The 19,964-nt window shown below is 66.1% G+C and carries 22 protein-coding genes and 1 tRNA gene; 18 read left to right on the forward strand and 5 right to left on the reverse strand.

The features are described 5' to 3' along the window. The first annotated feature begins 6 nt into the window (after positions 1-6). The 5 genes from OPU69_RS07950 (at position 7) to OPU69_RS07970 (ending at position 4,718) form a co-directional block, all read left to right on the forward strand. Positions 7-912: an alpha/beta hydrolase gene (locus OPU69_RS07950; protein WP_498510253.1), complete on the forward strand. Its 906-nt coding sequence runs from the start codon at positions 7-9 to the stop codon at positions 910-912. Beyond that, positions 912-1,598 carry a glutathione S-transferase family protein gene (locus OPU69_RS07955; protein ID WP_498510255.1) on the forward strand — a complete coding sequence of 229 codons (687 nt, stop codon included), beginning with the start codon at positions 912-914 and terminating at the stop codon, positions 1,596-1,598. Before OPU69_RS07950 ends, OPU69_RS07955 begins: the two co-directional genes overlap by 1 nt. Then, positions 1,595-2,584 (forward strand): NAD-dependent epimerase/dehydratase family protein, encoded by a 990-nt coding sequence (locus tag OPU69_RS07960; protein ID WP_498510257.1) that lies wholly within the window; start codon positions 1,595-1,597, stop codon positions 2,582-2,584. The genes OPU69_RS07955 and OPU69_RS07960 overlap by 4 nt, the downstream gene beginning before the upstream one ends. A gap of 143 nt (positions 2,585-2,727) precedes the next feature. After that, complete coding sequence (locus OPU69_RS07965; protein WP_060977254.1) at positions 2,728-4,041, forward strand: serine hydrolase domain-containing protein; 1,314 nt, start codon at positions 2,728-2,730, stop codon at positions 4,039-4,041. A gap of 41 nt (positions 4,042-4,082) precedes the next feature. Beyond that, entirely contained in the window at positions 4,083-4,718 is a 636-nt protein-coding gene (locus tag OPU69_RS07970) for a glutathione S-transferase family protein (RefSeq protein WP_060977253.1), read from the forward strand. Here OPU69_RS07970 and OPU69_RS07975 read toward each other — a convergent pair whose 3' ends face one another. From OPU69_RS07975 to OPU69_RS07995, 5 genes are read right to left on the reverse strand one after another with little or no spacing between them, the layout of a single operon-like run. After that, the gene (locus OPU69_RS07975) at positions 4,719-5,660 is read right to left on the reverse strand and encodes a 5-oxoprolinase subunit C family protein (protein WP_060977252.1); all 942 of its coding nucleotides are present in this window, start codon (positions 5,658-5,660) and stop codon (positions 4,719-4,721) included. Beyond that, positions 5,657-6,316 (reverse strand): 5-oxoprolinase subunit B family protein, encoded by a 660-nt coding sequence (locus OPU69_RS07980; protein WP_060977251.1) that lies wholly within the window; start codon positions 6,314-6,316, stop codon positions 5,657-5,659. Before OPU69_RS07980 ends, OPU69_RS07975 begins: the two co-directional genes overlap by 4 nt. Further along, positions 6,288-7,079: a 5-oxoprolinase subunit PxpA gene (gene pxpA / locus OPU69_RS07985; RefSeq protein WP_060977250.1), complete on the reverse strand. Its 792-nt coding sequence runs from the start codon at positions 7,077-7,079 to the stop codon at positions 6,288-6,290. Before pxpA ends, OPU69_RS07980 begins: the two co-directional genes overlap by 29 nt. Beyond that, positions 7,076-8,299, reverse strand: coding sequence for an Nramp family divalent metal transporter (locus OPU69_RS07990; protein ID WP_197418004.1), 1,224 nt, complete (start codon positions 8,297-8,299; stop codon positions 7,076-7,078). The genes pxpA and OPU69_RS07990 overlap by 4 nt, the downstream gene beginning before the upstream one ends. Next, entirely contained in the window at positions 8,296-8,943 is a 648-nt protein-coding gene (locus tag OPU69_RS07995; protein ID WP_498510261.1) for a prolyl hydroxylase family protein, read from the reverse strand. The genes OPU69_RS07990 and OPU69_RS07995 overlap by 4 nt, the downstream gene beginning before the upstream one ends. 113 nt (positions 8,944-9,056) lie before the next feature. On the opposite strand from OPU69_RS07995, the gene gspI reads away from it, so the two are divergent. The 13 genes from gspI to OPU69_RS08060 all read left to right on the forward strand — a co-directional run bounded on the left by gspI (position 9,057) and on the right by OPU69_RS08060 (position 19,959). Further along, a complete protein-coding gene (gspI, locus tag OPU69_RS08000; protein ID WP_066117540.1) occupies positions 9,057-9,434 on the forward strand; it encodes a type II secretion system minor pseudopilin GspI in 378 nt (125 codons plus the stop codon). Between the two features lie 104 nt (positions 9,435-9,538). Beyond that, the gene (gene gspJ / locus OPU69_RS08005; protein WP_498510263.1) at positions 9,539-10,186 is read left to right on the forward strand and encodes a type II secretion system minor pseudopilin GspJ; all 648 of its coding nucleotides are present in this window, start codon (positions 9,539-9,541) and stop codon (positions 10,184-10,186) included. After that, complete coding sequence (gene gspK / locus OPU69_RS08010) at positions 10,183-11,181, forward strand: type II secretion system minor pseudopilin GspK (protein ID WP_060977245.1); 999 nt, start codon at positions 10,183-10,185, stop codon at positions 11,179-11,181. The genes gspJ and gspK overlap by 4 nt, the downstream gene beginning before the upstream one ends. 161 nt (positions 11,182-11,342) lie before the next feature. Further along, positions 11,343-11,419: transfer RNA gene (locus OPU69_RS08015), tRNA-His, on the forward strand. 67 nt (positions 11,420-11,486) lie between these two features. Continuing rightward, complete coding sequence (locus tag OPU69_RS08020) at positions 11,487-12,554, forward strand: Leu/Phe/Val dehydrogenase (protein WP_060977306.1); 1,068 nt, start codon at positions 11,487-11,489, stop codon at positions 12,552-12,554. 327 nt (positions 12,555-12,881) lie between these two features. Continuing rightward, the gene (ccmC, locus tag OPU69_RS08025) at positions 12,882-13,613 is read left to right on the forward strand and encodes a heme ABC transporter permease CcmC (protein ID WP_060977244.1); all 732 of its coding nucleotides are present in this window, start codon (positions 12,882-12,884) and stop codon (positions 13,611-13,613) included. Continuing rightward, entirely contained in the window at positions 13,610-13,738 is a 129-nt protein-coding gene (locus tag OPU69_RS08030; RefSeq protein WP_269454100.1) for a hypothetical protein, read from the forward strand. The genes ccmC and OPU69_RS08030 overlap by 4 nt, the downstream gene beginning before the upstream one ends. Positions 13,739-13,754: 16 nt before the next feature. Further along, on the forward strand, positions 13,755-14,207 hold the full coding sequence (gene ccmE, locus OPU69_RS08035) for a cytochrome c maturation protein CcmE (protein ID WP_060977243.1): 453 nt from the start codon (positions 13,755-13,757) through the stop codon (positions 14,205-14,207). Further along, on the forward strand, positions 14,204-16,186 hold the full coding sequence (locus tag OPU69_RS08040) for a heme lyase CcmF/NrfE family subunit (protein WP_498510267.1): 1,983 nt from the start codon (positions 14,204-14,206) through the stop codon (positions 16,184-16,186). Before ccmE ends, OPU69_RS08040 begins: the two co-directional genes overlap by 4 nt. 13 nt (positions 16,187-16,199) lie before the next feature. After that, positions 16,200-16,727, forward strand: coding sequence for a DsbE family thiol:disulfide interchange protein (locus OPU69_RS08045; protein ID WP_060977241.1), 528 nt, complete (start codon positions 16,200-16,202; stop codon positions 16,725-16,727). Further along, complete coding sequence (locus OPU69_RS08050) at positions 16,727-17,149, forward strand: cytochrome c-type biogenesis protein (protein ID WP_498510513.1); 423 nt, start codon at positions 16,727-16,729, stop codon at positions 17,147-17,149. Before OPU69_RS08045 ends, OPU69_RS08050 begins: the two co-directional genes overlap by 1 nt. Next, a complete protein-coding gene (locus tag OPU69_RS08055; RefSeq protein ID WP_498510269.1) occupies positions 17,149-17,850 on the forward strand; it encodes a tetratricopeptide repeat protein in 702 nt (233 codons plus the stop codon). Before OPU69_RS08050 ends, OPU69_RS08055 begins: the two co-directional genes overlap by 1 nt. A gap of 135 nt (positions 17,851-17,985) precedes the next feature. Then, a complete protein-coding gene (locus tag OPU69_RS08060) occupies positions 17,986-19,959 on the forward strand; it encodes a potassium transporter Kup (protein WP_208597812.1) in 1,974 nt (657 codons plus the stop codon). The last annotated feature ends 5 nt before the right edge of the window (positions 19,960-19,964 follow it).

Here is a 19,964-nt window from a genome sequence, read left to right on the forward strand (position 1 = left end):
CCTCGCATGAAGCGCGGCACGAAGCTGGGCCTTGGCGTGGTGTTCGCAGCGGTGGCAGGGCTGGGCCTTGTCGCCGCGACGACTTCGCCGCCGCTGCTGCTGAGCCAGCTTGATGCCGCGATGGGCGGAGGCAAGGGCGCACGGCTGGTAACGCAGGGCGTGCGCTTCGGCAGCCATGGCCAGACGCTCGACATATGGCGCGCCGAAGGGGCATCGAACGGCGACAAGCGCCCGGTGCTGATCTTCTGGCACGGCGGCGGCTGGGTGAAGGGGGCGAGGGCGGACTATGCCTTTGCCGGACGCGCCTTCGCGCGCCAGGGCTTTGTCGTGGTCATCCCCGATTATCGCAAGGTACCAGACGTCCGCTTCCCGGCCTTCGTTCAGGACGGGGCAGAGGCGGTGGCCTGGGTGCGCGACAATATCGCGCGCTATGGCGGCGATCCCAAGCGCGTTGCCTTTTCGGGGCACTCGGCGGGCGCGCATATTGCGGTGCTGCTCGCGCTCGATCCGCGCTGGCTCAAGGCCGCGGATATCGACCCCGGCATCGTCAAGGCCGTGGTCGGGATGAGCGGGCCGTATGATTTCTACCCCTTCACCACCAAGCGCTCGATCGACGCGATGGCGGCCTATCCCGACCCCAAGGTCACCCAGCCGATCGAGCAGGCGCGCGCCGATGCGCCGCCGATGCTGCTGGTGACGAGCACCAAGGACGAAACCGTGCGTCCGCGCAACGCGATCAACCTGTCGAAGCGGCTTCGGGCACTGGGCGCGCCCGCGGAGCTGATCAACTATCGCGGGCTTGACCATGAGGAAGTGGTTATGGCCTTGTCGGTGCCGTTCCGCAGCAAGGGGCCGGTGCTGCAAGACAGCGTCGCATTCCTGAACCGCCATCTGGGCAAGGAGGCAGATTGATGAGCTACACCCTCTTCACCGCGAACCGCAATTATTCGAGCTGGTCGCTGCGTCCCTGGCTGCTGATGAAGGCGCTTGGCATTCCGTTCGAGGACAGACTGGTGCCCTTTGCCGGGCCCGACAATTCCGAAGAGTTTCGCAGCTTCGCGCCCAATGGCAAGGTGCCCTGCCTGCACGATGATGACGTGATCGTCTGGGATTCGCTCGCGATCGTCGAATATCTGGCCGAACGGCATGCAGGCGTCTGGCCCGCCGATCCAGTCGCGCGCGCCTGGGCGCGCTCAGCGGCGGCCGAGATGCATTCGGGCTTCTCGCCCCTGCGCAATATCTGCCCGATGAGCGTCGGCGTGCGCGCCGAGCTGATCGCGGTCCCGCCCGCGCTTCAGGCCGATATCGACCGTATCGGCGAGCTCTTCGCGCAAGGGCTCGATCGGTTTGGCGGCCCCTGGCTGGCGGGTGATAGCTTCACTGCCGTCGATGCGTTCTTCGCGCCGGTCGCCTATCGCGTCCGCAGCTTCGATCTCAAGATCGGAGCCAAGGGCCAGGCCTGGGTCGAGCGCGTACTTGCGCATCCCGCCATGCTCGACTGGGAGGCGCAGGCGCTGGCCGAAACCTGGCGCGATCCTGCGCACGAGGAAGAGATTGCTGGCGTCGCGACCATCCGCGAGGATCACCGCGCCGCATGAGCCAGCCGCACCGCGTCCTGCTCACCGGGTCGTCGGGCTGGCTCGGACGGTTTCTGGCCCCGATGCTGCGCGAAGCGGGGCACACGGTCATCGGCCTCGATATCGTCGCCGGAGCCGAGACCGATATCATGGCCTCGGTCGCCGACCGCGCCAGCGTCGAGTGCGCCTTTGCCGATCACCAGCCCAGTTGCGTCATTCATGCCGGCGCACTGCACAAGCCCGATATCGTGCGCTATCGCGCGCAGAGCTTTGTCGAGGTCAATGTCACCGGCACGCTCAACCTGCTCGAGGCAGCGGTCGCGGCCGGGCACAAGCGTTTCATCTTCACCTCGACCACCTCGCTGATGGTCCGCGCCGATGTTCGCGCGGGCGCAGCGGGCGGGGCGAAGGCGGCGTTCTGGCTCGACGAGGATTTCGGTCCCTTGCGCCCACGCAACATCTATGGCGTCACCAAGCTGGCGGCGGAGGAGCTGTGCCGCCTCTATGCCGATCTGCACGGCATCGATGCGCTGGTGATGCGCACCGGACGGTTCTTTCCGGAGGACGACGATACCGACGCATCGCTGCCGGGCCCGAACCTCAAGGCCAACGAGTTTCTCAACCGGCGATTGACAGTCGAGGATGCATCACGCGCGCATATTGCCGCGCTGGAGGCACCGGCGGGGCTCGGCTTCCAGGCCTTCGTGCTTTCCGCCCCGCCGCCCTTTGCGCGCGGGGATGCCGCAGCGCTGGTGGAAGATGCACCAGGCGTGATCGCGCGCTATCATCCCGATGCCGCGGAGCTCTACGCGCAGCGCGGCTGGCAATTGCCGACAGCGATCGACCGCGTTTACGATCCTGCCAAGGCTGAACGGCTGCTGGGCTTCAGGCCCGTGACAGATTTCGCCGCGATCCTGCAGGCGCTGCGCGCAGACAGTCCGCTGCCGTTCCAGCACGATCCCGATTATGTCTCGCCGATCGTCGCGGCGGGGGCCGACCCGCTTTAGCCGCCAGCCTGACGCGCTGCGGCGACAGGCCGAATCGTGCCTCACTTGTGTTTAAGCATTTTACAGGGCAGAACGTGTAAAGTGGCTGAGATGCAGGCAATAAGGCATTGCGGCCGGGGCGCAATTTACACATCGGAGATCGCATGAAGCACTGGCTGCGCAGTCCGTTGGTCTGGACCGCAGGCGGCGTGGCCGCGGGGGCCTTGCTGATCGGCATGAGCGTATCGCGCGGGGGCGGGGTCGTCGTCACCGGCACGCCCGCGATCGCTGCACAGGCCAGCGCGCCGCTCATCGACGATGCCAATCTGCCGCTGACGCCCGATCGCTGGCAAGGCCAGGTCGATTATGCCGCGCTCGATGCGCGGATTACGCGAATGATGCGCGATCCCGAAATGGTGGGGCTTGCGGTCGCAGCGGTCGAGAACGGGCGGCTCACCTTCGTCAACGGATATGGTTTTGCCGATCGCGAGGCCGGGCTGCCGGTGAGCCCACAGACTGTGTTCCGCTGGGCCTCGGTCTCCAAGGGCGTCGCAGGAACGCTCGCCTATCAGCTCGCGCAGCAGGGCAAGCTCAGCCTGTCTGCGCCCTTGTCCTCGTATCACACCACACTGAAGCTGGCGGGCGGCGCGGAAAACCGGCTCGCCATCCCGGACTTGCTGGCGCACCGGCTGGGCCTTGCGCGCAATGCCTATGACGGAAAGCTCGAATCGGGCGATCCTGCGCCGATGCTGCGCAACATGCTGTCCACCGTGCCGCAGCAGTGCATGCCGGGCGACTGCCACAGCTATCAGAACGTCGCCTATGACGCGTTCAGCGAGATCGTCGCCAACGCGACCAAGACGCCCTATGACCAGCTTGCCGAGCAGATGCTGTTCGCGCCGCTGGGGATGAAGAGCGCAGGCCTCGGCATGGCGAACCTGACCGGCGCGAAAAGCTGGGCGCGGCCCTATCGCCATCGTCAGGTGCAGACCTTGTCGGACGCCTATTTCCGCGTTCCCGCCGCCGCTGGGGTCAGTTCGAACATCGTCGACCTGGCGCGCTGGATGGAGGCGCAGATGGGCCAGGCGCCGCAGGTCATCAGCCCGGGCGTGCTCGCCGAAATCCACCGTCCGCGTGTCGCGACCTACAAGGGCGGACGCGGCGGGCCCGAGGCGCTGATCATCAGCCATGGTTACGGCCAGGGCTGGCGCAGCCATATCTATGACGGGCATTGGCTGGTCGGCCATGGCGGCGCGGTCAACGGCTATCGCGCGGTGATGTGGTTCGATCCCGAACGGCGCACCGGAATCGTGATGCTGTGGAACAGCGGTTCGACCCGGCCCTTCCGCCTGCCGTACGAGTTTTTCGACCAGGTCTATGGCCGTCCGTACAGCGACTGGACCGAGCTTGACAACGATCCGCGGCTGAACGCGCCGTTGCCCGAAGCCGCGCCCGAGACGATGACGTCTGCGGACTGATCGCAAAGCCTGCAAGAACATAAGAACCGGAGAGAAACGCCATGAGCATCGTGCTGCATCACCTCGAATATTCGCGCTCGACCCGCGTGATCTGGCTGCTCGAGGAAATGGGTACGCCCTATGAGATGGTGCGCCACCAGCGCGATCCGCAGACCTTCCGCGCGCCGCCGCAGCTGGCCGAAGTGCATCCGCTGTCCAAGGCGCCGACGGTGATCGTCGACGGGCATGTCATGGTCGAATCGGGCGCGATCATCGAATATCTGATCGAGCGCTTCGGCAGCGAGACGCTGGCCCCGGCGAATGCCAAGGACCGCCCGGCCTATCTCGAATGGCTGCATTTTGCTGAGGGCACGATGGCGAGCCCGATCATCTTTTCCGCGCTGGCACCCCGCTTCGGCGGCCTCGGCCCGATGCTCGGCGGCTTCATGGGCGCGGAAGTCAACAAGCTGCTCGACCATGTCGAACGCGCGGTCACGGGCCATGACTATCTGGTCGGCGACCGGCTGAGCGGGGCGGACATCAACATGGCCTATCTGCTCGAGGTGGCGACCGTCAGCAAGCAGATCGGCGAGCGGCCCAATACCATCGCCTATCTCGAGCGGCTGCGCGCGCGCCCGGCCTATCAGAAATCGATCGAGATCGGCGGGCCGATGATCTTCGCGGCGATCTCCGCCTGATCAGGCAAGCGAAAGGCCGGGCAACCACTCGGCCCAGAGCTTCATCTTCTCATGCAATATCTGTTCGGCCTGATCGGGCTGGACGGGCACCAGCAGCATCGTCGCATTGGGCGCGAGCTGGCCGATCAGATGCCGGTCGGCGCGGATGACCTGGCCGATGCGCGGATAGCCCCCCGTGGTCTGGCCCTCGCAGCCGATCAGGTACGGCAGGCCATCGGGCGGGCACTGGATGATGCCGGGAAAGACCGCGCCGCTGCGGATCGGCGTGGCGGAGTTCAGGTCGATCACCGTGCCCTGCAATTTCAGCCCCATGCGGCTCGACCGCGACGAGACCCTCCATCGCTTTCTTGCAAGCGCCGCCATGCCCAGCGCCAGCCGCTCGCTTTCCGGCCCCGCCACCACGCGCAGCACGAAGCCATGGCCGAAAAACGGCTGCAGCTCGGGCGGGGTGACCAGCGCGGGCACCGCGTCGCCGTCCTCGCCCAGCGTCAGCACATCGCCATCGGCGAGCGCGCGCCCGTCCAGCCCGCCAAAGCCCGCGCCGATCAGCGTCGAGCGGGTGCCGAGCACTGACGGAACCTCGATCGGGGCGGACAATGCCATATAGACTCGGCATCCGGCCCAGACGCGCCCGATGCTGAGCGTGTCGCCGGCCTTGAGATGCAGCGTCTGGTGCGGCTCGGCCTCGTCGCCGTTGATCTGCACCTGACACGGCGCGCCGGTCACCGCGACGGCGAGTGCACGATCGGCGCGGAACTCTGCCGGACCGAGCGTGATCTCGATCGCGGCGGCATCGAGCGGGCGTCCGACCAGCCGATTGGCGAGCGCGAGGCTCAGCCCGTCCGCCGCGCCGCCCGAAGGCACGGCCAGCTTGCGCAGCCCGCGATAGGGGGCGGCCTGGATGCTCGATTGCAGCCCGGCCTTGACCACGGTGAGCGTCATGCCGCGCCTCCCGTGCGGCGTCCGAGCTCGCTCGCATCGATCCGCTCGAACCGAACCTTCTGCCCTGCCTGCAGCAGCGCAGGCGAGGGGCCGTGCGGATCGAACAACGTCTCGGCGATCCGCCCGATGATCGGCCAGCCGCCCGGCCCTGCGTGCGGATAGAGCCCGCAAATCTGGCCGAGCAGACCGACCGACCCCGCCTCGACGCGCGACCGAGGATCGGCGAGGCGCGGGATGTCGGGAATGCGCGCATCACAGGTGAGATAGGCAAAGCCGGGCTGAAAGCCGAGCATCGCCACGCGCCAGTCCTGCGCCGCGTGCCAGCCGGGCAGCGCATCGGTCGGCATGCCCAGCAATTCGGCGACGATATCGGCATCATGCGCCCAGGGCTGGTCATAGCATATGTGCAATATGGCAGGGGCGATCGATGCCATAGGCGCTGCCTCGAAATCGCTTGCGGCAAGCATCTCTGCCGCAGCGCGCGCGGCCTCCAGGTTGCGCTCCGCCGGGTTCCAGCTCAGCGACAGGCTGTCGAGCCCCGGCACGATATCGTCCCAGCCACCGCCTTCCGCCGCCGCTGCGAGGGCCGCCACGCGCTCCGCAGGCAAGCCCTGGATCATCAACCAGTCATCGGCGCAATAGATCGACTGGCTCATCGGGCAGCTCTCCAGGGGCTTTTATGGTTATCCCCAAGACTGCCATCTCGCCTGCAATCCGCAAAGCGGTTTGTTCAGCACCGGGACTGTCCGAATGAATGCACAGGCTTTGCGCCATAACATGGATCAGACTGCCGTCATTGGCGGTGATCGGCTCGCCTGTCGCAATCGCGATCGCCTGCGCGGCGCGATCGGTATCGCTGGCGATCAAGGCGCCGGGCTGCGAGCGCGGGACCAGGCGGCGCGCGGGCGTATAGCCACGATCGACAAAGCCCTCGGCGATGAAGCGGGCACTGACCGCGCGCGCCGCCTCCTCGCTGGCCGAATGCGCGAGCCCGACCTGCGCCAGATGCGGGAAGGCGTCGTGCAGGGCTCGCGACACCGCGAGGGCCATGGCGGGCCGGTCGGCCAGATCGTTATAGAGCATGCCGTGCGGCTTGATATGGGTGAGTGCCACGCCCTCACGCGCTGCAACGGACTCCAGCGCGCGCACCTGTTCGAGCAGCGAGCCGATCAGCGCGTCGAGCGGCATGTCGAGCGACACCCGCCCGAAACCGGGGCGGTCGGGATAGCTGGGATGCGCGCCCGCCGCGACACCCGCCGCCCTGGCCGCGCGCAGCATCACCGTCATGCTCGCCTCGTCCCCGGCATGGCCGCCGCACGCGATGTTGCAGCTGGAGATCACCTGCATCAGCGCTATGTCGCGCGCCTTCTCCTCGGGCTGTTCGCCCAGATCGGCGTTGAGATCGATCGAGCAGTTCATGGCCAGATCCCCGCCGAGCGCAGGATCAATCGCGTGCCCAGCCCCGCACAGACCAGCACCACCGCGCCGCCTGCCAGATTGGCGACGGGGCCGTTGGCGAACGCGCCCAGGCTCGCCTTTCGCGCGGCGACCCAGAGCAGGAAGCCGGCGAGAATCGGCAGCAACAGGCCATTGGCCGATTGCGCGATCAGGATCAGTTCGACCGGGTTGACCGCGAAAAAGGCAAAGGCGGTGCCGATGCCGATCACCGCCAGCGCGGTGCGCTTGAAGATCCGCGTGCGCCGCGCAGGATCGTTCGCGCTACCCATCATCTCGGCCAGCACATAACCGGTCGCGAGCGGCGCCGTGAGGGCGGAACTGAACCCGGCACCCACCAGACCAAGCGCGAACACGATCCGCGCCGGCAGGCCGAAAAGGCTCTCGAGCCGCAGCGCAATATCGTCGAGCGGGCCGCTGCCGGTCGCGGCCATCGCTGCCGTCGCCGCGCCCATCACGACGATGGCCATCGACAACAGTCCGCCGATCACTACCGATACCGCCGTATCAATTCCTGATGCTGCCAGCCCCTCGGCATCGGCGGCGAACTTGCCGCGCACCGAGGCGGCGTGGAGGAACAAGTTATAGGGGACGACGGTGGTGCCGATGAGCGCGATCGCGGTGAACAGGCTGTCGGCGGGCAGGCTGGGCACGAACCCCGCCAGCACCGCGCCCCAGTCTACCCGGATCACCGCGAGGCCGCCGATAAACGCAAGCGACATGGCCAGCACCAGCGCAATCAGCAGCTTTTCCAGCCAGGCCGGCTTGCCGATCACCACCAGCGCCGCCGCCAGCAGGCCGGTCGCCAGCGCCAGCAGGGCAGGGGACACCGTGCCCGCGCCCAGCAGCTTGAGGCCCGCCGCCGTTCCGCTGATATTGCCCGCCTGATAGGCCGAATTGCCGATGGCGAGCGAGGCGAAGATCAGCGCCGCGATGGCCCAGCGCAGCGCCGGATTCGCCGCCGCCGCGAGGATCGCCTCGGCCAGCCCCTTGCCGGTGACGATGGCGACGCGCGCGGCCATGTTCTGGAGGACAATGGTCGCGATGGTCGCGAAGACGAGCGCCCAGAGCAGCGCATAGCCGAAACCTATCCCTGCGCTGGCGCAGGCGGTGACGGTGCCGGGCCCGATAAAGGCCGCCGTCACCAGCATCGCGGGACCGGGGCGGTATCGGGTGGCGCTCACAGGCGCCAGGGCCTCTCGCGATACCATTTGGTGAGGACGTATTTGGTGCCCTCACGAACCTTCATGCCGTGGTGGATGGTGGCCGGATTGCAGCTGCCATCGGGCCTGCGGTTGTTCCACGCGACCAGCTTGCCGATTTCCGGACGGATCGACTTGTCGATGGTCTTGAACCGTGTCGCGCCGCCCGCTTCGGGTTCGTTCAGATAGATCATGAACGTCCAGGTCCGCTGGCCGCCCACTGTTGTATAGCGGGTGAAGTCCTGACCCTGTGGCTCGAAATAATCGGTATGCGCCTTGAATTCCTGGCCCACGGCATAACGCTGGCCCTGCAGCGTTTCGCCGAATTGCAGGTCGATGCCCGACAGCGCGCTCAGCCGCTGGTCGAGCGAAATCACATCGGGATCGTCGCCGCGCATGTCGCAGGTTTCGGAGGTGCGGAAATAATTGTCGCCATTGGGATCGGCGATGGTCGACGGCCTGCGGTCGGCATCGATCTTCTCGACGAAGCGCGCGCATTCTTCGGGCGAAAGGAAATTGCGCAGGATGTACAATTCCATGCGGGGGGTCGGCACCTTCTGGATGCCGGGGATCCTGCCCAGCGCCACCGTGTTGCACTGGTTGCTTGCTGTCTCGCTGTCGCTCATCGTCCCCATGCCTCTTGCGGCCACGCCCCGCCTTGCGAATAGCGGTCAATCGGGGGGCGATTCAAGCCGCAAACGGCTGGCGCGCGGCTGCGTTGACGGCTAAATGGCGGGCCATGCCGCGCCGTCCCCGCCCATCCCGCCGAGACTCGGGCTTCAGCCTGCTCGAAATGCTGGTTGCGCTGGCGGTGTTCTCGATCGCCGCACTCGCGCTGATAAAGCTGCAGGGTGCGAGCCTGATGCAGACCGCCGAGCTCGACAGCCGGTTGTACAGCGAGATCACCGTGCGCAATCTGGCGGTCGAGGCCTTGACCGATCCCAATCCGCCCGCGCTCGGCGACACGGAGGGCAGGGTGACCAACGCGGGTCGCGATTTCGCCTGGCGGCGCAGCACGACAGCCCTGCAAGGGGGCGAACTGCTCAAGGTCGATCTGGCGGTGCGCCAGGGGACGGGGCCCGAGGTGACGCTCACCGTGCTGAGGCCGGTTTTGTGATTTCGCGAGATCGCACTCCCCTCCGTTTGTCCCGAGCCCCTCGGCTGGCTGGCAAGCCAGCCGCTCGGGATAAACTTCCCGGCCAAGCCGGGAAGTCGAGGGACGTGTCCGCAGGTCCCTCGACTTCGCTCGGGACAAACGGGCTAGAAGTAGAGCGCGCCACCGTATCCAATGGCTTCACCCTGGTCGAAATGATGGTCGCGCTGTTCATCTTCGGGATGATCGCCACCGCCTCGGTCGTGCTGCTGCGCCAGAGCGTCGAGGCCGAGGCGCGCAGTGCGGTGCGGCTCGAGGAGATGGGCGATCTGCGCCGCTTTTCCGCGATCCTGGCGCAGGACATGACGCTGATGCTGCCGCGCCCATCGCGCGATGCGATGGGGAGTGACCGGGTCGCACTGATGAGCGGCGAGGACGGCCTGCTGCTCGGCTTTTCGCGCCAGGTTGCGCAGATCGACCCGCAGCCCGGATCGTCGAGCCTGCAGCGGGTCGAATGGGCGCTCACCAATGGGCAGTTGACCCGCGCGATCGCGCCCAAGGCCGATGGCGCGAAAACCGGCGCGCCTGTCGCGATTCTCGAAGGGATCGAGCAGGCGCGGCTGCGTTTTCGCGACAAGCAGGGGGTGTGGCAGACCGAATGGCGCCCGCAGCGCACCGACGAACTGCCGATCGCGATCGAGCTCACTCTGGTGCAGCAGGGCAATGGCACGCGGCCGCTGACCTTCGAATTCCTGGTCGCAGGCGGCGGCGGATGAGCGCGCGCCCTGCCAGCAAACCCGGCGAACGCGGCATCGCGTTGCTCAGCGTGCTGTTGCTGGTCGCGGTGATGGCGATCGTCACCACGCTGATTCTCGATCGGGTCAACCTCGCCGTCCGCCTCGCCGCCAATGCCGATGCGGCGGACCGCGCGCGCTTTGCGGCGCTGGGCGCGGAGCAGTTTGCCGCGCGCGAGATCAAGCGCCAGCTCGACCTGAGCCCGGCGCGCACGGTGAATGTCGGTGGCTGGATCGGCCAGCCCAATGTGCTGCCGATCGGCGACGGATCGGGCGCGGTGGTAACGGCTACGGTCAACGATGGGGGCAATTGCTTCAACCTGAACTCGGTGGTCGCGGGCCAGCCGGGCGACCTGGCCGCGCGGCCCATCGGCATCGGCCAGTTTGCCGGGCTCATGCAGGCGCTGGGCATAGGGTCGGACGAGGCGCGGGGGCTGGCCGATGCGCTGGCCGACTGGATCGATACCGATCAGGCGGCGCAGCCCGCCGGGGCCGAGGACCAATATTATCAGCAGCTCGACCAGCCTTATCGCACTGCGGGAAGACTTCTGGGCGACAAGGGCGAGATTCAGGCGCTTCGGGGCATGACGCCGCAGATCTTTGCGCGGCTCGAGCCGTGGATTTGTGCGCTGCCCGATGCGATTCTCTCGCCGATCAACGTCAACACGCTGCTGCCCGAACAGGCACCGCTGATCATGATGCTCGCCCCGGGCAAGATCCCGCTCGACCGCGCGCGCACCATGATCGCGGATCGTCCGCCGCTCGGCTATGCGCGCATTGCCGATTTCTGGCGGCCGCTGGCACTGCAATCGCAGACCTTTGGGCCGGAGATCGAATCGCAGCCGCAGATCGTCACCCGCTGGTTCGAGCTCGATCTGGTGATCGCGCAGGGCGAGAGTCGGTGGCGGCAGACCAGCCTGCTCGATGCGCAGTTGACGCCGGCGCGCATCATCAGCCGCCGCATCGGCGAGCCGTGAACCGACGCAGCTAATTTAATTTCGCAGACAAGCATTTTTGCCGCATTTTCCCTTGCATTGCAGGGGCAGTTTGTAAGATAGCGACCGCCTTGATTTCGTCGCTTGACGATCCCGCCCGCGCGCCCCTAAGGGACGCCTCCGCGTGGCGTAAGCAGTGTGTGGCGACCGTAGCTCAGTTGGTTAGAGCGCCGGTTTGTGGTACCGGAGGTCGTGGGTTCGAACCCCATCGGTCGCCCCATCTGCTCTTGAAATCCTTGCCTTTTTTCAAAGGCCTGCCGCGCGACCAGCCTTGGGGAGACGGGCGCGTGCAAAGCTATTGGGATCTGCCGGACTTCGACGAGCATGAGGCGGTGCAATATGTGCACGACCGCGCCTCGGGGCTTTCGGCGATCATCGCGATTCACTCCACGGCTCTTGGCCCCGCAGGCGGCGGCACGCGCTTCTGGCATTATGCCGACAAGGGCCGCGCCATCACCGATGCGCTGCGCCTGTCGCGCGGCATGAGCTACAAGAACGCCATGGCGGGCCTGCCGATGGGCGGTGGCAAGGCGGTGATCCTCGCCGATGCCGATAACCGCAAGACCCCCGAAATGCTCGCCGCGTTCGGCGATGCGATCGATGCGCTCGGCGGGCGCTATGTCACCGCCGAGGATATCGGCATGTCCGATGCGGACATGGTGGCGATCTCCAAGCGCACCAAATTCGTCTCGGGCCTGCCGGTGCAGGACGCAGGCTCGGCTGGCGGCGATCCGGGACCGTTCACCGCCAAGGGCATCTTCCTGGGCGTCAAGGCGGCGGTCGCGTTCAAGCTGGGCACCGACCGGCTGAAGGACGTGCGCATCGCGGTGCAGGGCACGGGCAGCGTTGGCGGCGGTCTCGCCCGGCTGCTCGCCGCCGAAGGCGCGAAGCTGACGCTGGCCGACGTCAATGCCGATCGCGCAAAGCAGCTCGCCGACGAGCTGGGCGCCGAAACCGTCAGCGCCGACCGCATCATGCAGGTCGAGGCCGATGTGTTCAGCCCCAATGCCCTGGGCGCGATCCTCGATTCGGAAAGCATCGAGAAGCTCAATGTCGCCATCGTCGCGGGCGGCGCGAACAACCAGCTCGCGCGATCGCATCACGGCGACATGCTGATCGACCGCGGCATTCTCTATGCGCCCGATTATGTCATCAACGCCGGCGGCATCATCTCGGTCGCGCTCGAATATTTCGCGCAGGCTGAAGGCCGCACCGCGCAGGTCGAGGAGGTGCACGCGCGCCTCACCGGCATTCCGCAGCGCCTGACCGGCATCTGGCAGGAAAGCCGCACCACAGGCGAATCGCCCGCGACCGTCGCCGACCGGATGGCGCAGAAGCTGATCGGGCGAGGTTGACGAACGGAGGTCACCAACGCCGCTCAGCCTGAGCTTGTCGGTGGCTTGGCGCTAAGCTGAGTGTTTGGTCGATCCGTCACCCTGAACTTGTTTCAGGGCCCATTTCTCCCCACGCGGCTTCGGCTTTTGGGGGCACGATGGGTCCTGAAACAAGTTCAGGATGACGTTCTTGAGGCGAACGAGCGGATTACAGCCACTGGTACGTCCGCCAGTTGCCTTTGGTGCATCCCGCTAAACGCAAATTCCCTTGAGGCTGCAGCGGCATCGTGGCAACAAGGGCATGACGCCGATATGCCTCGGCGCTAGGAAGCTGACGCACCTTCGCTCATGCACGGTTTTGCCAATCCCACGCGGTTCCTGTCCATCGCCCGTCCGCTGACCCCGGCGTTCATGGTTTCCGGGCTGATCATGGTCGCCATCGCGCTGTTCCTCGGCGTGTTCAACGCGCCTGCCGACCGGCTGATGGGCGAGACGGTGCGCATCCTCTACATCCACGTGCCTGCCGCCTGGCTGGGCATGGCGGGCTGGACCAGCATCGCGATTGCCAGCCTGGTCGAGCTCGTCTGGCGGCACCCGCTCGCGGGGATCGCGGCGCGCGCTTCTGCCGTGCCCGGCGCATTCTTCTGCGCCTTGTGCCTTGCGACCGGTTCGATCTGGGCGCGGCCGACCTGGGGCACCTGGTGGGTGTGGGACGGACGGCTGACCTCGATGCTGGTGCTGTTCTTCCTGTACCTCGGCTATATCGCGCTCGCCGATGCCAGCCAGAAGGATGCAGCGGCCGGACGTGGCGGCACGTCGCGCGTCGCCGCGATCTTCGGGCTGGTCGGCGCGGTCAACGTGCCGATCATCAACCGTTCTGTGGTATGGTGGAACAGCCTGCACCAGCCCGCGAGCATCTCGATCGGCAAGTCGGCGATCGACCCCGCCTTTCTCTGGCCGCTCGGCATGGCCGTGATCGGCTTTTCGCTCATCTTTGGCGCGATCGTGCTGATGCGCATGCGCACCCTGCTCGCCGATATCCGCATCGAAGCGCGCATGCGCAGGCTTGCGGCCGCATGACCCAGTGGACCTATGTCATCATGGCCTATGGGCTGGGGATTGCCGGGACTGCAGGGCTGATCGGCTATTGCTGGTTCGCGCTCAAACGCGCAGAAGCGCGGCTGGATGCGCTCAAGCGCAAGTGAACCGGATAACGACCCCATGAAAGCCAAGCACCAGCGTCTCGTCCTGATCTGCATCGCCCTGGTCGGCCTCGTCGCCGCCGGGCTGATCGCGGCCTATGCGCTGCGCGACCAGGCGAGCTATTTCTACACGCCGGGCGACATTGCCGAAAAGGGCGTCGAACCCGGCCAGGCCATCCGTCTGGGCGGCATGGTGCAAAAAGGCTCGATCAAGAAACAGGCCGATGGCGTCACGATCGATTTCATCGTCGAGGATGGCAAGGGCACCGTTCCGGTGCGCTTTACCGGCATCACGCCCGACCTGTTCGTCGAAGGATCGGGAGTCGTGGCCGAAGGCCGGATGAACGCCTCGGGCCAGTTTGTCGCCGACAATCTGCTCGCCAAGCATGACGAGAATTATGTGCCGCGCGAGATGCGGGACATGACCAAGGCCGATGTGAAAAAGCTCGGCGGAACGGTGCAGCAGCCATGATTGCCGAAATCGCGCTTGCGATCCTGTGGCTCGCCGCCGCGCTCGCGGTCTTGCAGCTGGGCCTGGGCAGCTATGCGCTGACCGCACGCGGGGCCGAGTTCCTGCGCGCGGTACGCCCGATCGCGGTGGTGCAGGGGCTGCTGGTGGCGATCGCGTTCGCGCTGTTGATCGTGCTGTTCCTGCGCACCGACCTGTCGGTCAAGCTGGTCGCGGCGAACAGCCATTCGCTCAAACCGCTGATCTACAAGATTGCTGGGGCCTGGGGCAATCACGAGGGCTCGATGCTGCTCTGGGTCACCGTCATGGGGCTGGCCGGCGGTTTCGTGGCGCTGCTCGAGCGGCGGCTGAATGAGCGCACGATGGTGGCGACGCTGGCGGGCCAGGCTTTCGTGAGCCTGGGCTTCTATGCCTTCATGCTGTTCTCGTCGAACCCGTTCGAGCGGCTCAATCCCGCGCCGGTCGAGGGCAATGGCCTCAACCCGCTGCTGCAGGATCCGGGCCTCGCCTTCCATCCGCCGACTCTGTATATCGGCTATGTCGGGCTCTCGATCGCCTTTTCCTTCGCGGTCGGCGCGCTGATCACGCGCGATGTCGGCCCCAGCTTTGCCCGCGCGATGCGGCCCTGGGTGATGGGCGCGTGGATTTTCCTGACGCTGGGCATCACCGCAGGTTCGTGGTGGGCCTATTACGAACTGGGCTGGGGCGGCTGGTGGTTCTGGGACCCGGTCGAGAATGCCTCGTTGATGCCCTGGCTCGCGGCCACTGCCCTGCTCCATTCGGTCAGCGTGCTGGCAACGCGCAACGCGCTCAAGGCCTGGACTGTCATGCTGGCGGTGGTCGCCTTCTCGATGTCGATGGTCGGCACCTTCCTGGTGCGCTCGGGCATCCTGACGAGCGTGCATGCGTTCGCGGTCGATCCTGAGCGCGGCAGCTTCATCCTCACCCTGCTCGCCATCTATATCGGCGGCGCGCTCGCTCTGTTCGGGCTGCGCGCTTCGACCGTCACCGAGGGCGCGAAATTCCATCTGTTCAGCCGCGAAGGCTCGCTGGTGATGAACAACGTGCTGCTGGTCGGCGTGCTCGGTATCGTGCTGATGGGTACGCTCTACCCGCTGGTGACCGAGGCGTTCGGCACCAAGGTTTCGGTCGGTCCGCCCTATTTCAACCCGGTGAGCGCGATCTTCGTCTTCCCGATGCTGGTCATCATGGCGGCGGGTCCGCTGATGCGCTGGCGGCAGGATAACGGGCGCAAGCTCGCCAATCTGCTCGCCGTGCCCGCGCCGGTGGCCGCCGGGACGCTGGCGCTGGTGGTGGTGTTCGGCGGCGATATCGGCGTGCTGCCTCTGCTCGGTCTGGTGTTTGCCGCTGGCCTAGCCGTGGCGAGCCTGCTGCCGCTGTGGAAGCGCAACCTGCGCCGCACCCCTGCACATATCTGGGGCATGGTCATCGCCCATCTCGGCATCGCCGTCGCGCTCGCCGGCATGGCCTCGGAAAGCGCGTTCAACACCGAAAAGCTGGTCGCGAGTGAGATCGGGCAGAGCCATACCGTCGGCCCCTGGACGATCGAGCTGCAGGGCGTCAGGCCGATTGCGGGAGCCAACTGGACCGCGCTCGAGGCGCGTCTGGTCGCGCGCTATGGCGACAGCAATGTCCAGACCGTGCTCAACCCGCAGGCGCGCATGTTCGCCTCGCCGCCGACCGCGACCAGCGAGGCGGCTTTGCTCACGCGCTGGAACGGCCAGCTCTATGCCGTGCTGGGCGAAGAGGGTGATGACGGCCGCTGGCAGCTGCGGCTGTGGTGGAAGCCGTTCGTGCCGCTGATCTGGTATGGCGGTCTGCTCGTGGGACTGGGCGGCGTGCTGTCGCTGGTTGGTCGCACCGCGCGTGACCTGCGCCGCAAGGGCGAACCCGAGCTCGAGCCGGCAAGCGAACCGGCCGCGCCCAAGCCTGCTGCCGGGGGCCAGGAAGCGCTCGCATGAAACCCCTAAAGTCATGAAGCACTGGGCGATCTGGCTCCCGCTGGCCCTGTTCGGCCTGCTGTTCGCGGTGTTCGCATCTGGGCTGATCGCGCCCGGCGATCGTACCATCGCCTCGCAGATGATCGGCAAGCCGCTTCCCGATTTCGATCTGCCCCAGGCCGTGCCCGATCGTCCGGCGCTGGCCAAGGCCGATTTTACGGGTGGCAAGCCCAAGCTGCTCAACGTGTTCGCCAGCTGGTGCGTGCCGTGCATCGCCGAAGCGCCGGTGCTGGCTGAGCTTGCCAGGGCAGGCGTGGAGATCGATGGCGTCGCCATTCGCGATCGGACCGCGGACGTGCAGCAGTTCCTGGCGCGCAACGGCAATCCCTATACGCGGATCGGGCGCGATGATGTCAGCAAGATTCAGTTCGATCTCGGCTCCTCTGGCGTGCCCGAGACATTCGTGATCAACGGCAAGGGCGTCATCACCTATCAGCATATCGGGGAAATCCGCGCCGATCAGGTGCCCATGATCCTGCAAAAGCTGAAGGAAGCGCAGTGATCCGCGCTCTCATCCTCTTCCTGTCGCTCACGCTGGCCGTGCCGGTAGCAGCCCAGGACTCGCTCCCTCCCGCGCCCTATGCCTACAAGCAGCTCGAGGACCCGGCGAAGGAAAAGGCCGCGCAGGACCTGATGATGACGCTGCGCTGTCTGACCTGTCAGAGCCAGTCGATTGCCGATTCCGACGCGCCGATGGCGGGCGACATGCGCAACCAGGTGCGCGAGCGCATCGCCAGGGGCGAGGACCCCGAAGCGATCCGCGCCTGGCTGATCGAACGCTATGGCGACTGGGTGTCCTATGAGCCGCGCGTCACGACGATGACCTGGCCGCTGTTCGCTGCACCGGTCGTGCTGCTGCTGCTTGCCGCGATCATCGTGCGCAAGCGTTTCACCCGCGCCAGGGCGCAAGGAGGCAAGGGCTGATGGCCTGGATCGTCGTGGGACTGCTCGCCGTGCTCATCATGGCCGGGCTCATCTGGCTGGGCAAGATGCCGCGCAAGGCGTGGGAGCTCGCCGGTGCAGCGCTGTTCGTCGGCATTGCGGGCTATGCCTGGCAGGGCCAGCCCTCGCTCGCAGGATCGCCCAAGGAGCCGGTCGAGAAGCTCGGCATGTTCGACGAAGACCTGGCCAAGCAGCGCGATGAGATGGGCGGCAATTTCGGCGATGCCCGCGCCTGGCTGGTGCTCGCCGATGCGCAGAGCCGCCAGGGCAAGTTCGCCACCGCCGCCACCGCGCTCAGCAAGGGGCTTGAGACCTTTCCCGAAGACCCGGACCTCTGGGTGGCGCTGGGCAACGCGCTGGTCGGGCACAGCAACGGCCTGCTGACCCCGGCCTCGCAATATGCCTATCAGAAGGCCGCAACGCTCTCGCCCGATCATCCGGCACCGCCGTTCTTCCTGGGCCTGGCGCTGGCGACATCGGGTCAGTTGCAGCAGGCGCGCGCCATCTGGGCGGAGCTTCTCGAGCGCTCGCCGCCCGATGCCGAATGGCGCGAGGACCTGACGAGCCGACTCGCGCGGATCGATGCCCTGATCGCCCAGCAGAACGGTGCGCCTGCGCCCGGCATGCCCGGATCGGTTCCACCCACCGCAGATCCCAGTCAAGCCACTGAAAACAAACCATAATCGCTCTATTGCGATTATATTGCACTGCATCATGCGCCATGCTAATCCGCCTGCCATTGCCCCTATGGGCGATAGGCGAAAGGGGACGATGAGCGCTGGTTGATCGCAAGGTCCGCAGCGCCCGCATATTGCCCGATGATCAGCGATTCACCATCAGATGCGCCCATAGCGCCACCCGCCGCCGGATCGGCAGCCGGGGATCCGGGCGTGCAGCCTCCCGGGCATGACCATGGCAAGGGCAGTTCGGTCGCCGCACTCGCCTTCGGTGCGATCGGCATCGTGTTCGGCGATATCGGCACCAGCCCGATCTACGCCTTTCGCGAAACCTTTGCCGGGCATCACCCGCTCACTCCGGATGCCGAGCATATCTTCGGCGTTGTCAGCCTGATCTTCTGGTCGATGACCCTGGTCGTCGGCGTGCAATATGTCAGCATATTGATGCGCGCCGACAACAAGGGGCAGGGCGGAAGTCTCGCCCTGGTCGCGCTGATCTCGCGCAGCATCGGACGGACCAGCTATGGCTGGCTGCTGATCCTGCTCGGCGTGTTCGCCACGGCACTTTTCTATGGCGACAGCATGATCACGCCGGCGATCTCAGTGCTGTCGGCGGTCGAGGGGCTGACCGTGGTCAATCCCGGGCTGCAGCCGCTGGTCGTGCCGATCGCGGTGGGGCTGCTGGTGTTCCTGTTCTTCATCCAGTCGCGCGGAACGGCAAAGATAGGCACGCTCTTCGCGCCGATCATGGTGCTGTATTTCGGCACGATCGCGGTGCTGGGTATGTACCAGATCGTGTTCAACCCAGAAATTCTGCTCGCCCTGAACCCCTGGTTCGCGATCCGATTCTTCATCAACGATGGCTGGTTCGCCTTTCTGGCGCTCGGCTCGGTCGTGCTGGCGGTGACGGGGGCGGAAGCGCTCTATTCGGACATGGGGCATTTCGGGCGGGGACCATTGCGCCTTTCCTGGTTTGGCTTTGTCATGCCCGCGCTGCTGATCAACTATTTCGGCCAGGGCGCGATGATCATTGGTATGTCGCCAGAGGTTGCGGCGGAGACGATCAGGAACCCGTTCTTCCTGCTTGCGCCTGATGTGCTGCGCCTGCCGCTGGTGCTGCTCGCGACCGGCGCGACCTTCATCGCCAGCCAGGCGGTGATCTCGGGCGCGTTCTCGATCACGCACCAGGCAATCCAGCTCGGCTATATCCCGCGCCTGTCGATCAAGCACACCAGCGCGTCGGAAAGCGGCCAGATCTATATTCCGCTGATCAACTGGGTGCTGATGGTCGCGGTGATCCTGCTGGTGCTGAGCTTCCAGAGCTCGAGCAACCTCGCTGCGGCCTATGGCATCGCGGTGACGGGTGCGATGCTGATCGATACCTGCCTGATGGCGGTGCTGCTGATCGCGATGTGGAAATGGAAGCTGTGGATGGCGATCCCGATCATCGTCACCTTCGTGGTGGTCGATGGCGCCTATTTCCTCGCCAACGCCACCAAGATTCCGGATGGCGGCTGGTTCCCGCTGGTCATCGGCGCGTTCACCTTCACGCTGCTCACCACCTGGGCGCGCGGGCGCAAGCTGATGCGCGAGACGATGATCGAGAGCGCACTGCCGATCGAGGTGTTCGTCAAGTCCGCGCAAGGCTCGGCCACCCGCGTCAAGGGCACCGCGATCTTCATGGCCTCCGCGACCACCGGCGTGCCGACCGCGCTGCTGCACAACATGAAGCACAACAAGGTGATCCATGAGCGCGTGGTCATCCTGACCGTGCAGATCATGGAAGTGCCCTATGTCACCGACGCCAACCGCTTCCAGGTCGAGGACCTGGGCCATGGCTTCTACCGTATGGTGCTGCGCTACGGCTTCATGCAATCGACCGACGTTCCCGCCGCGCTCAAGGACGTGAAGGAATTGTGTGGCGGCAAGTTCGAGATGCTGCAGACCAGCTTCTTCCTGTCGCGCCAGACGCTGCTCACCGCCGAGCGGCCCGGCATGCCGGTCTGGCGCGAGAAGATCTTTGCCTGGATGCTGCGCAACTCGGCGAGCCCGATGGAATTCTTCAACCTGCCCTCGAACCGCGTGGTCGAACTGGGCAGTCAGCTCGAGATCTGAGGAGC

This window comes from Blastomonas sp. 34TW, assembly GCF_059803595.1.

Excerpts from the sequence above, each read along its gene's own strand:
- OPU69_RS07950 (WP_498510253.1), top strand. The coding sequence starts at position 7 with ATGAAGCGCGGCACGAAGCTGGGCCTTGGCGTGGTGTTCGCAGCGGTG.
- OPU69_RS07955 (WP_498510255.1), top strand. The coding sequence starts at position 912 with ATGAGCTACACCCTCTTCACCGCGAACCGCAATTATTCGAGCTGGTCG.
- OPU69_RS07960 (WP_498510257.1), top strand. The coding sequence starts at position 1,595 with ATGAGCCAGCCGCACCGCGTCCTGCTCACCGGGTCGTCGGGCTGGCTC.
- OPU69_RS07965 (WP_060977254.1), top strand. The coding sequence starts at position 2,728 with ATGAAGCACTGGCTGCGCAGTCCGTTGGTCTGGACCGCAGGCGGCGTG.
- OPU69_RS07970 (WP_060977253.1), top strand. The coding sequence starts at position 4,083 with ATGAGCATCGTGCTGCATCACCTCGAATATTCGCGCTCGACCCGCGTG.
- OPU69_RS07975 (WP_060977252.1), bottom strand. The coding sequence starts at position 5,660 with ATGACGCTCACCGTGGTCAAGGCCGGGCTGCAATCGAGCATCCAGGCC.
- OPU69_RS07980 (WP_060977251.1), bottom strand. The coding sequence starts at position 6,316 with ATGAGCCAGTCGATCTATTGCGCCGATGACTGGTTGATGATCCAGGGC.
- pxpA (WP_060977250.1), bottom strand. The coding sequence starts at position 7,079 with ATGAACTGCTCGATCGATCTCAACGCCGATCTGGGCGAACAGCCCGAG.
- OPU69_RS07995 (WP_498510261.1), bottom strand. The coding sequence starts at position 8,943 with ATGAGCGACAGCGAGACAGCAAGCAACCAGTGCAACACGGTGGCGCTG.
- gspI (WP_066117540.1), top strand. The coding sequence starts at position 9,057 with ATGCCGCGCCGTCCCCGCCCATCCCGCCGAGACTCGGGCTTCAGCCTG.
- gspK (WP_060977245.1), top strand. The coding sequence starts at position 10,183 with ATGAGCGCGCGCCCTGCCAGCAAACCCGGCGAACGCGGCATCGCGTTG.
- ccmC (WP_060977244.1), top strand. The coding sequence starts at position 12,882 with ATGCACGGTTTTGCCAATCCCACGCGGTTCCTGTCCATCGCCCGTCCG.
- OPU69_RS08030 (WP_269454100.1), top strand. The coding sequence starts at position 13,610 with ATGACCCAGTGGACCTATGTCATCATGGCCTATGGGCTGGGGATTGCC.
- ccmE (WP_060977243.1), top strand. The coding sequence starts at position 13,755 with ATGAAAGCCAAGCACCAGCGTCTCGTCCTGATCTGCATCGCCCTGGTC.
- OPU69_RS08040 (WP_498510267.1), top strand. The coding sequence starts at position 14,204 with ATGATTGCCGAAATCGCGCTTGCGATCCTGTGGCTCGCCGCCGCGCTC.
- OPU69_RS08045 (WP_060977241.1), top strand. The coding sequence starts at position 16,200 with ATGAAGCACTGGGCGATCTGGCTCCCGCTGGCCCTGTTCGGCCTGCTG.
- OPU69_RS08055 (WP_498510269.1), top strand. The coding sequence starts at position 17,149 with ATGGCCTGGATCGTCGTGGGACTGCTCGCCGTGCTCATCATGGCCGGG.
- OPU69_RS08060 (WP_208597812.1), top strand. The coding sequence starts at position 17,986 with ATGATCAGCGATTCACCATCAGATGCGCCCATAGCGCCACCCGCCGCC.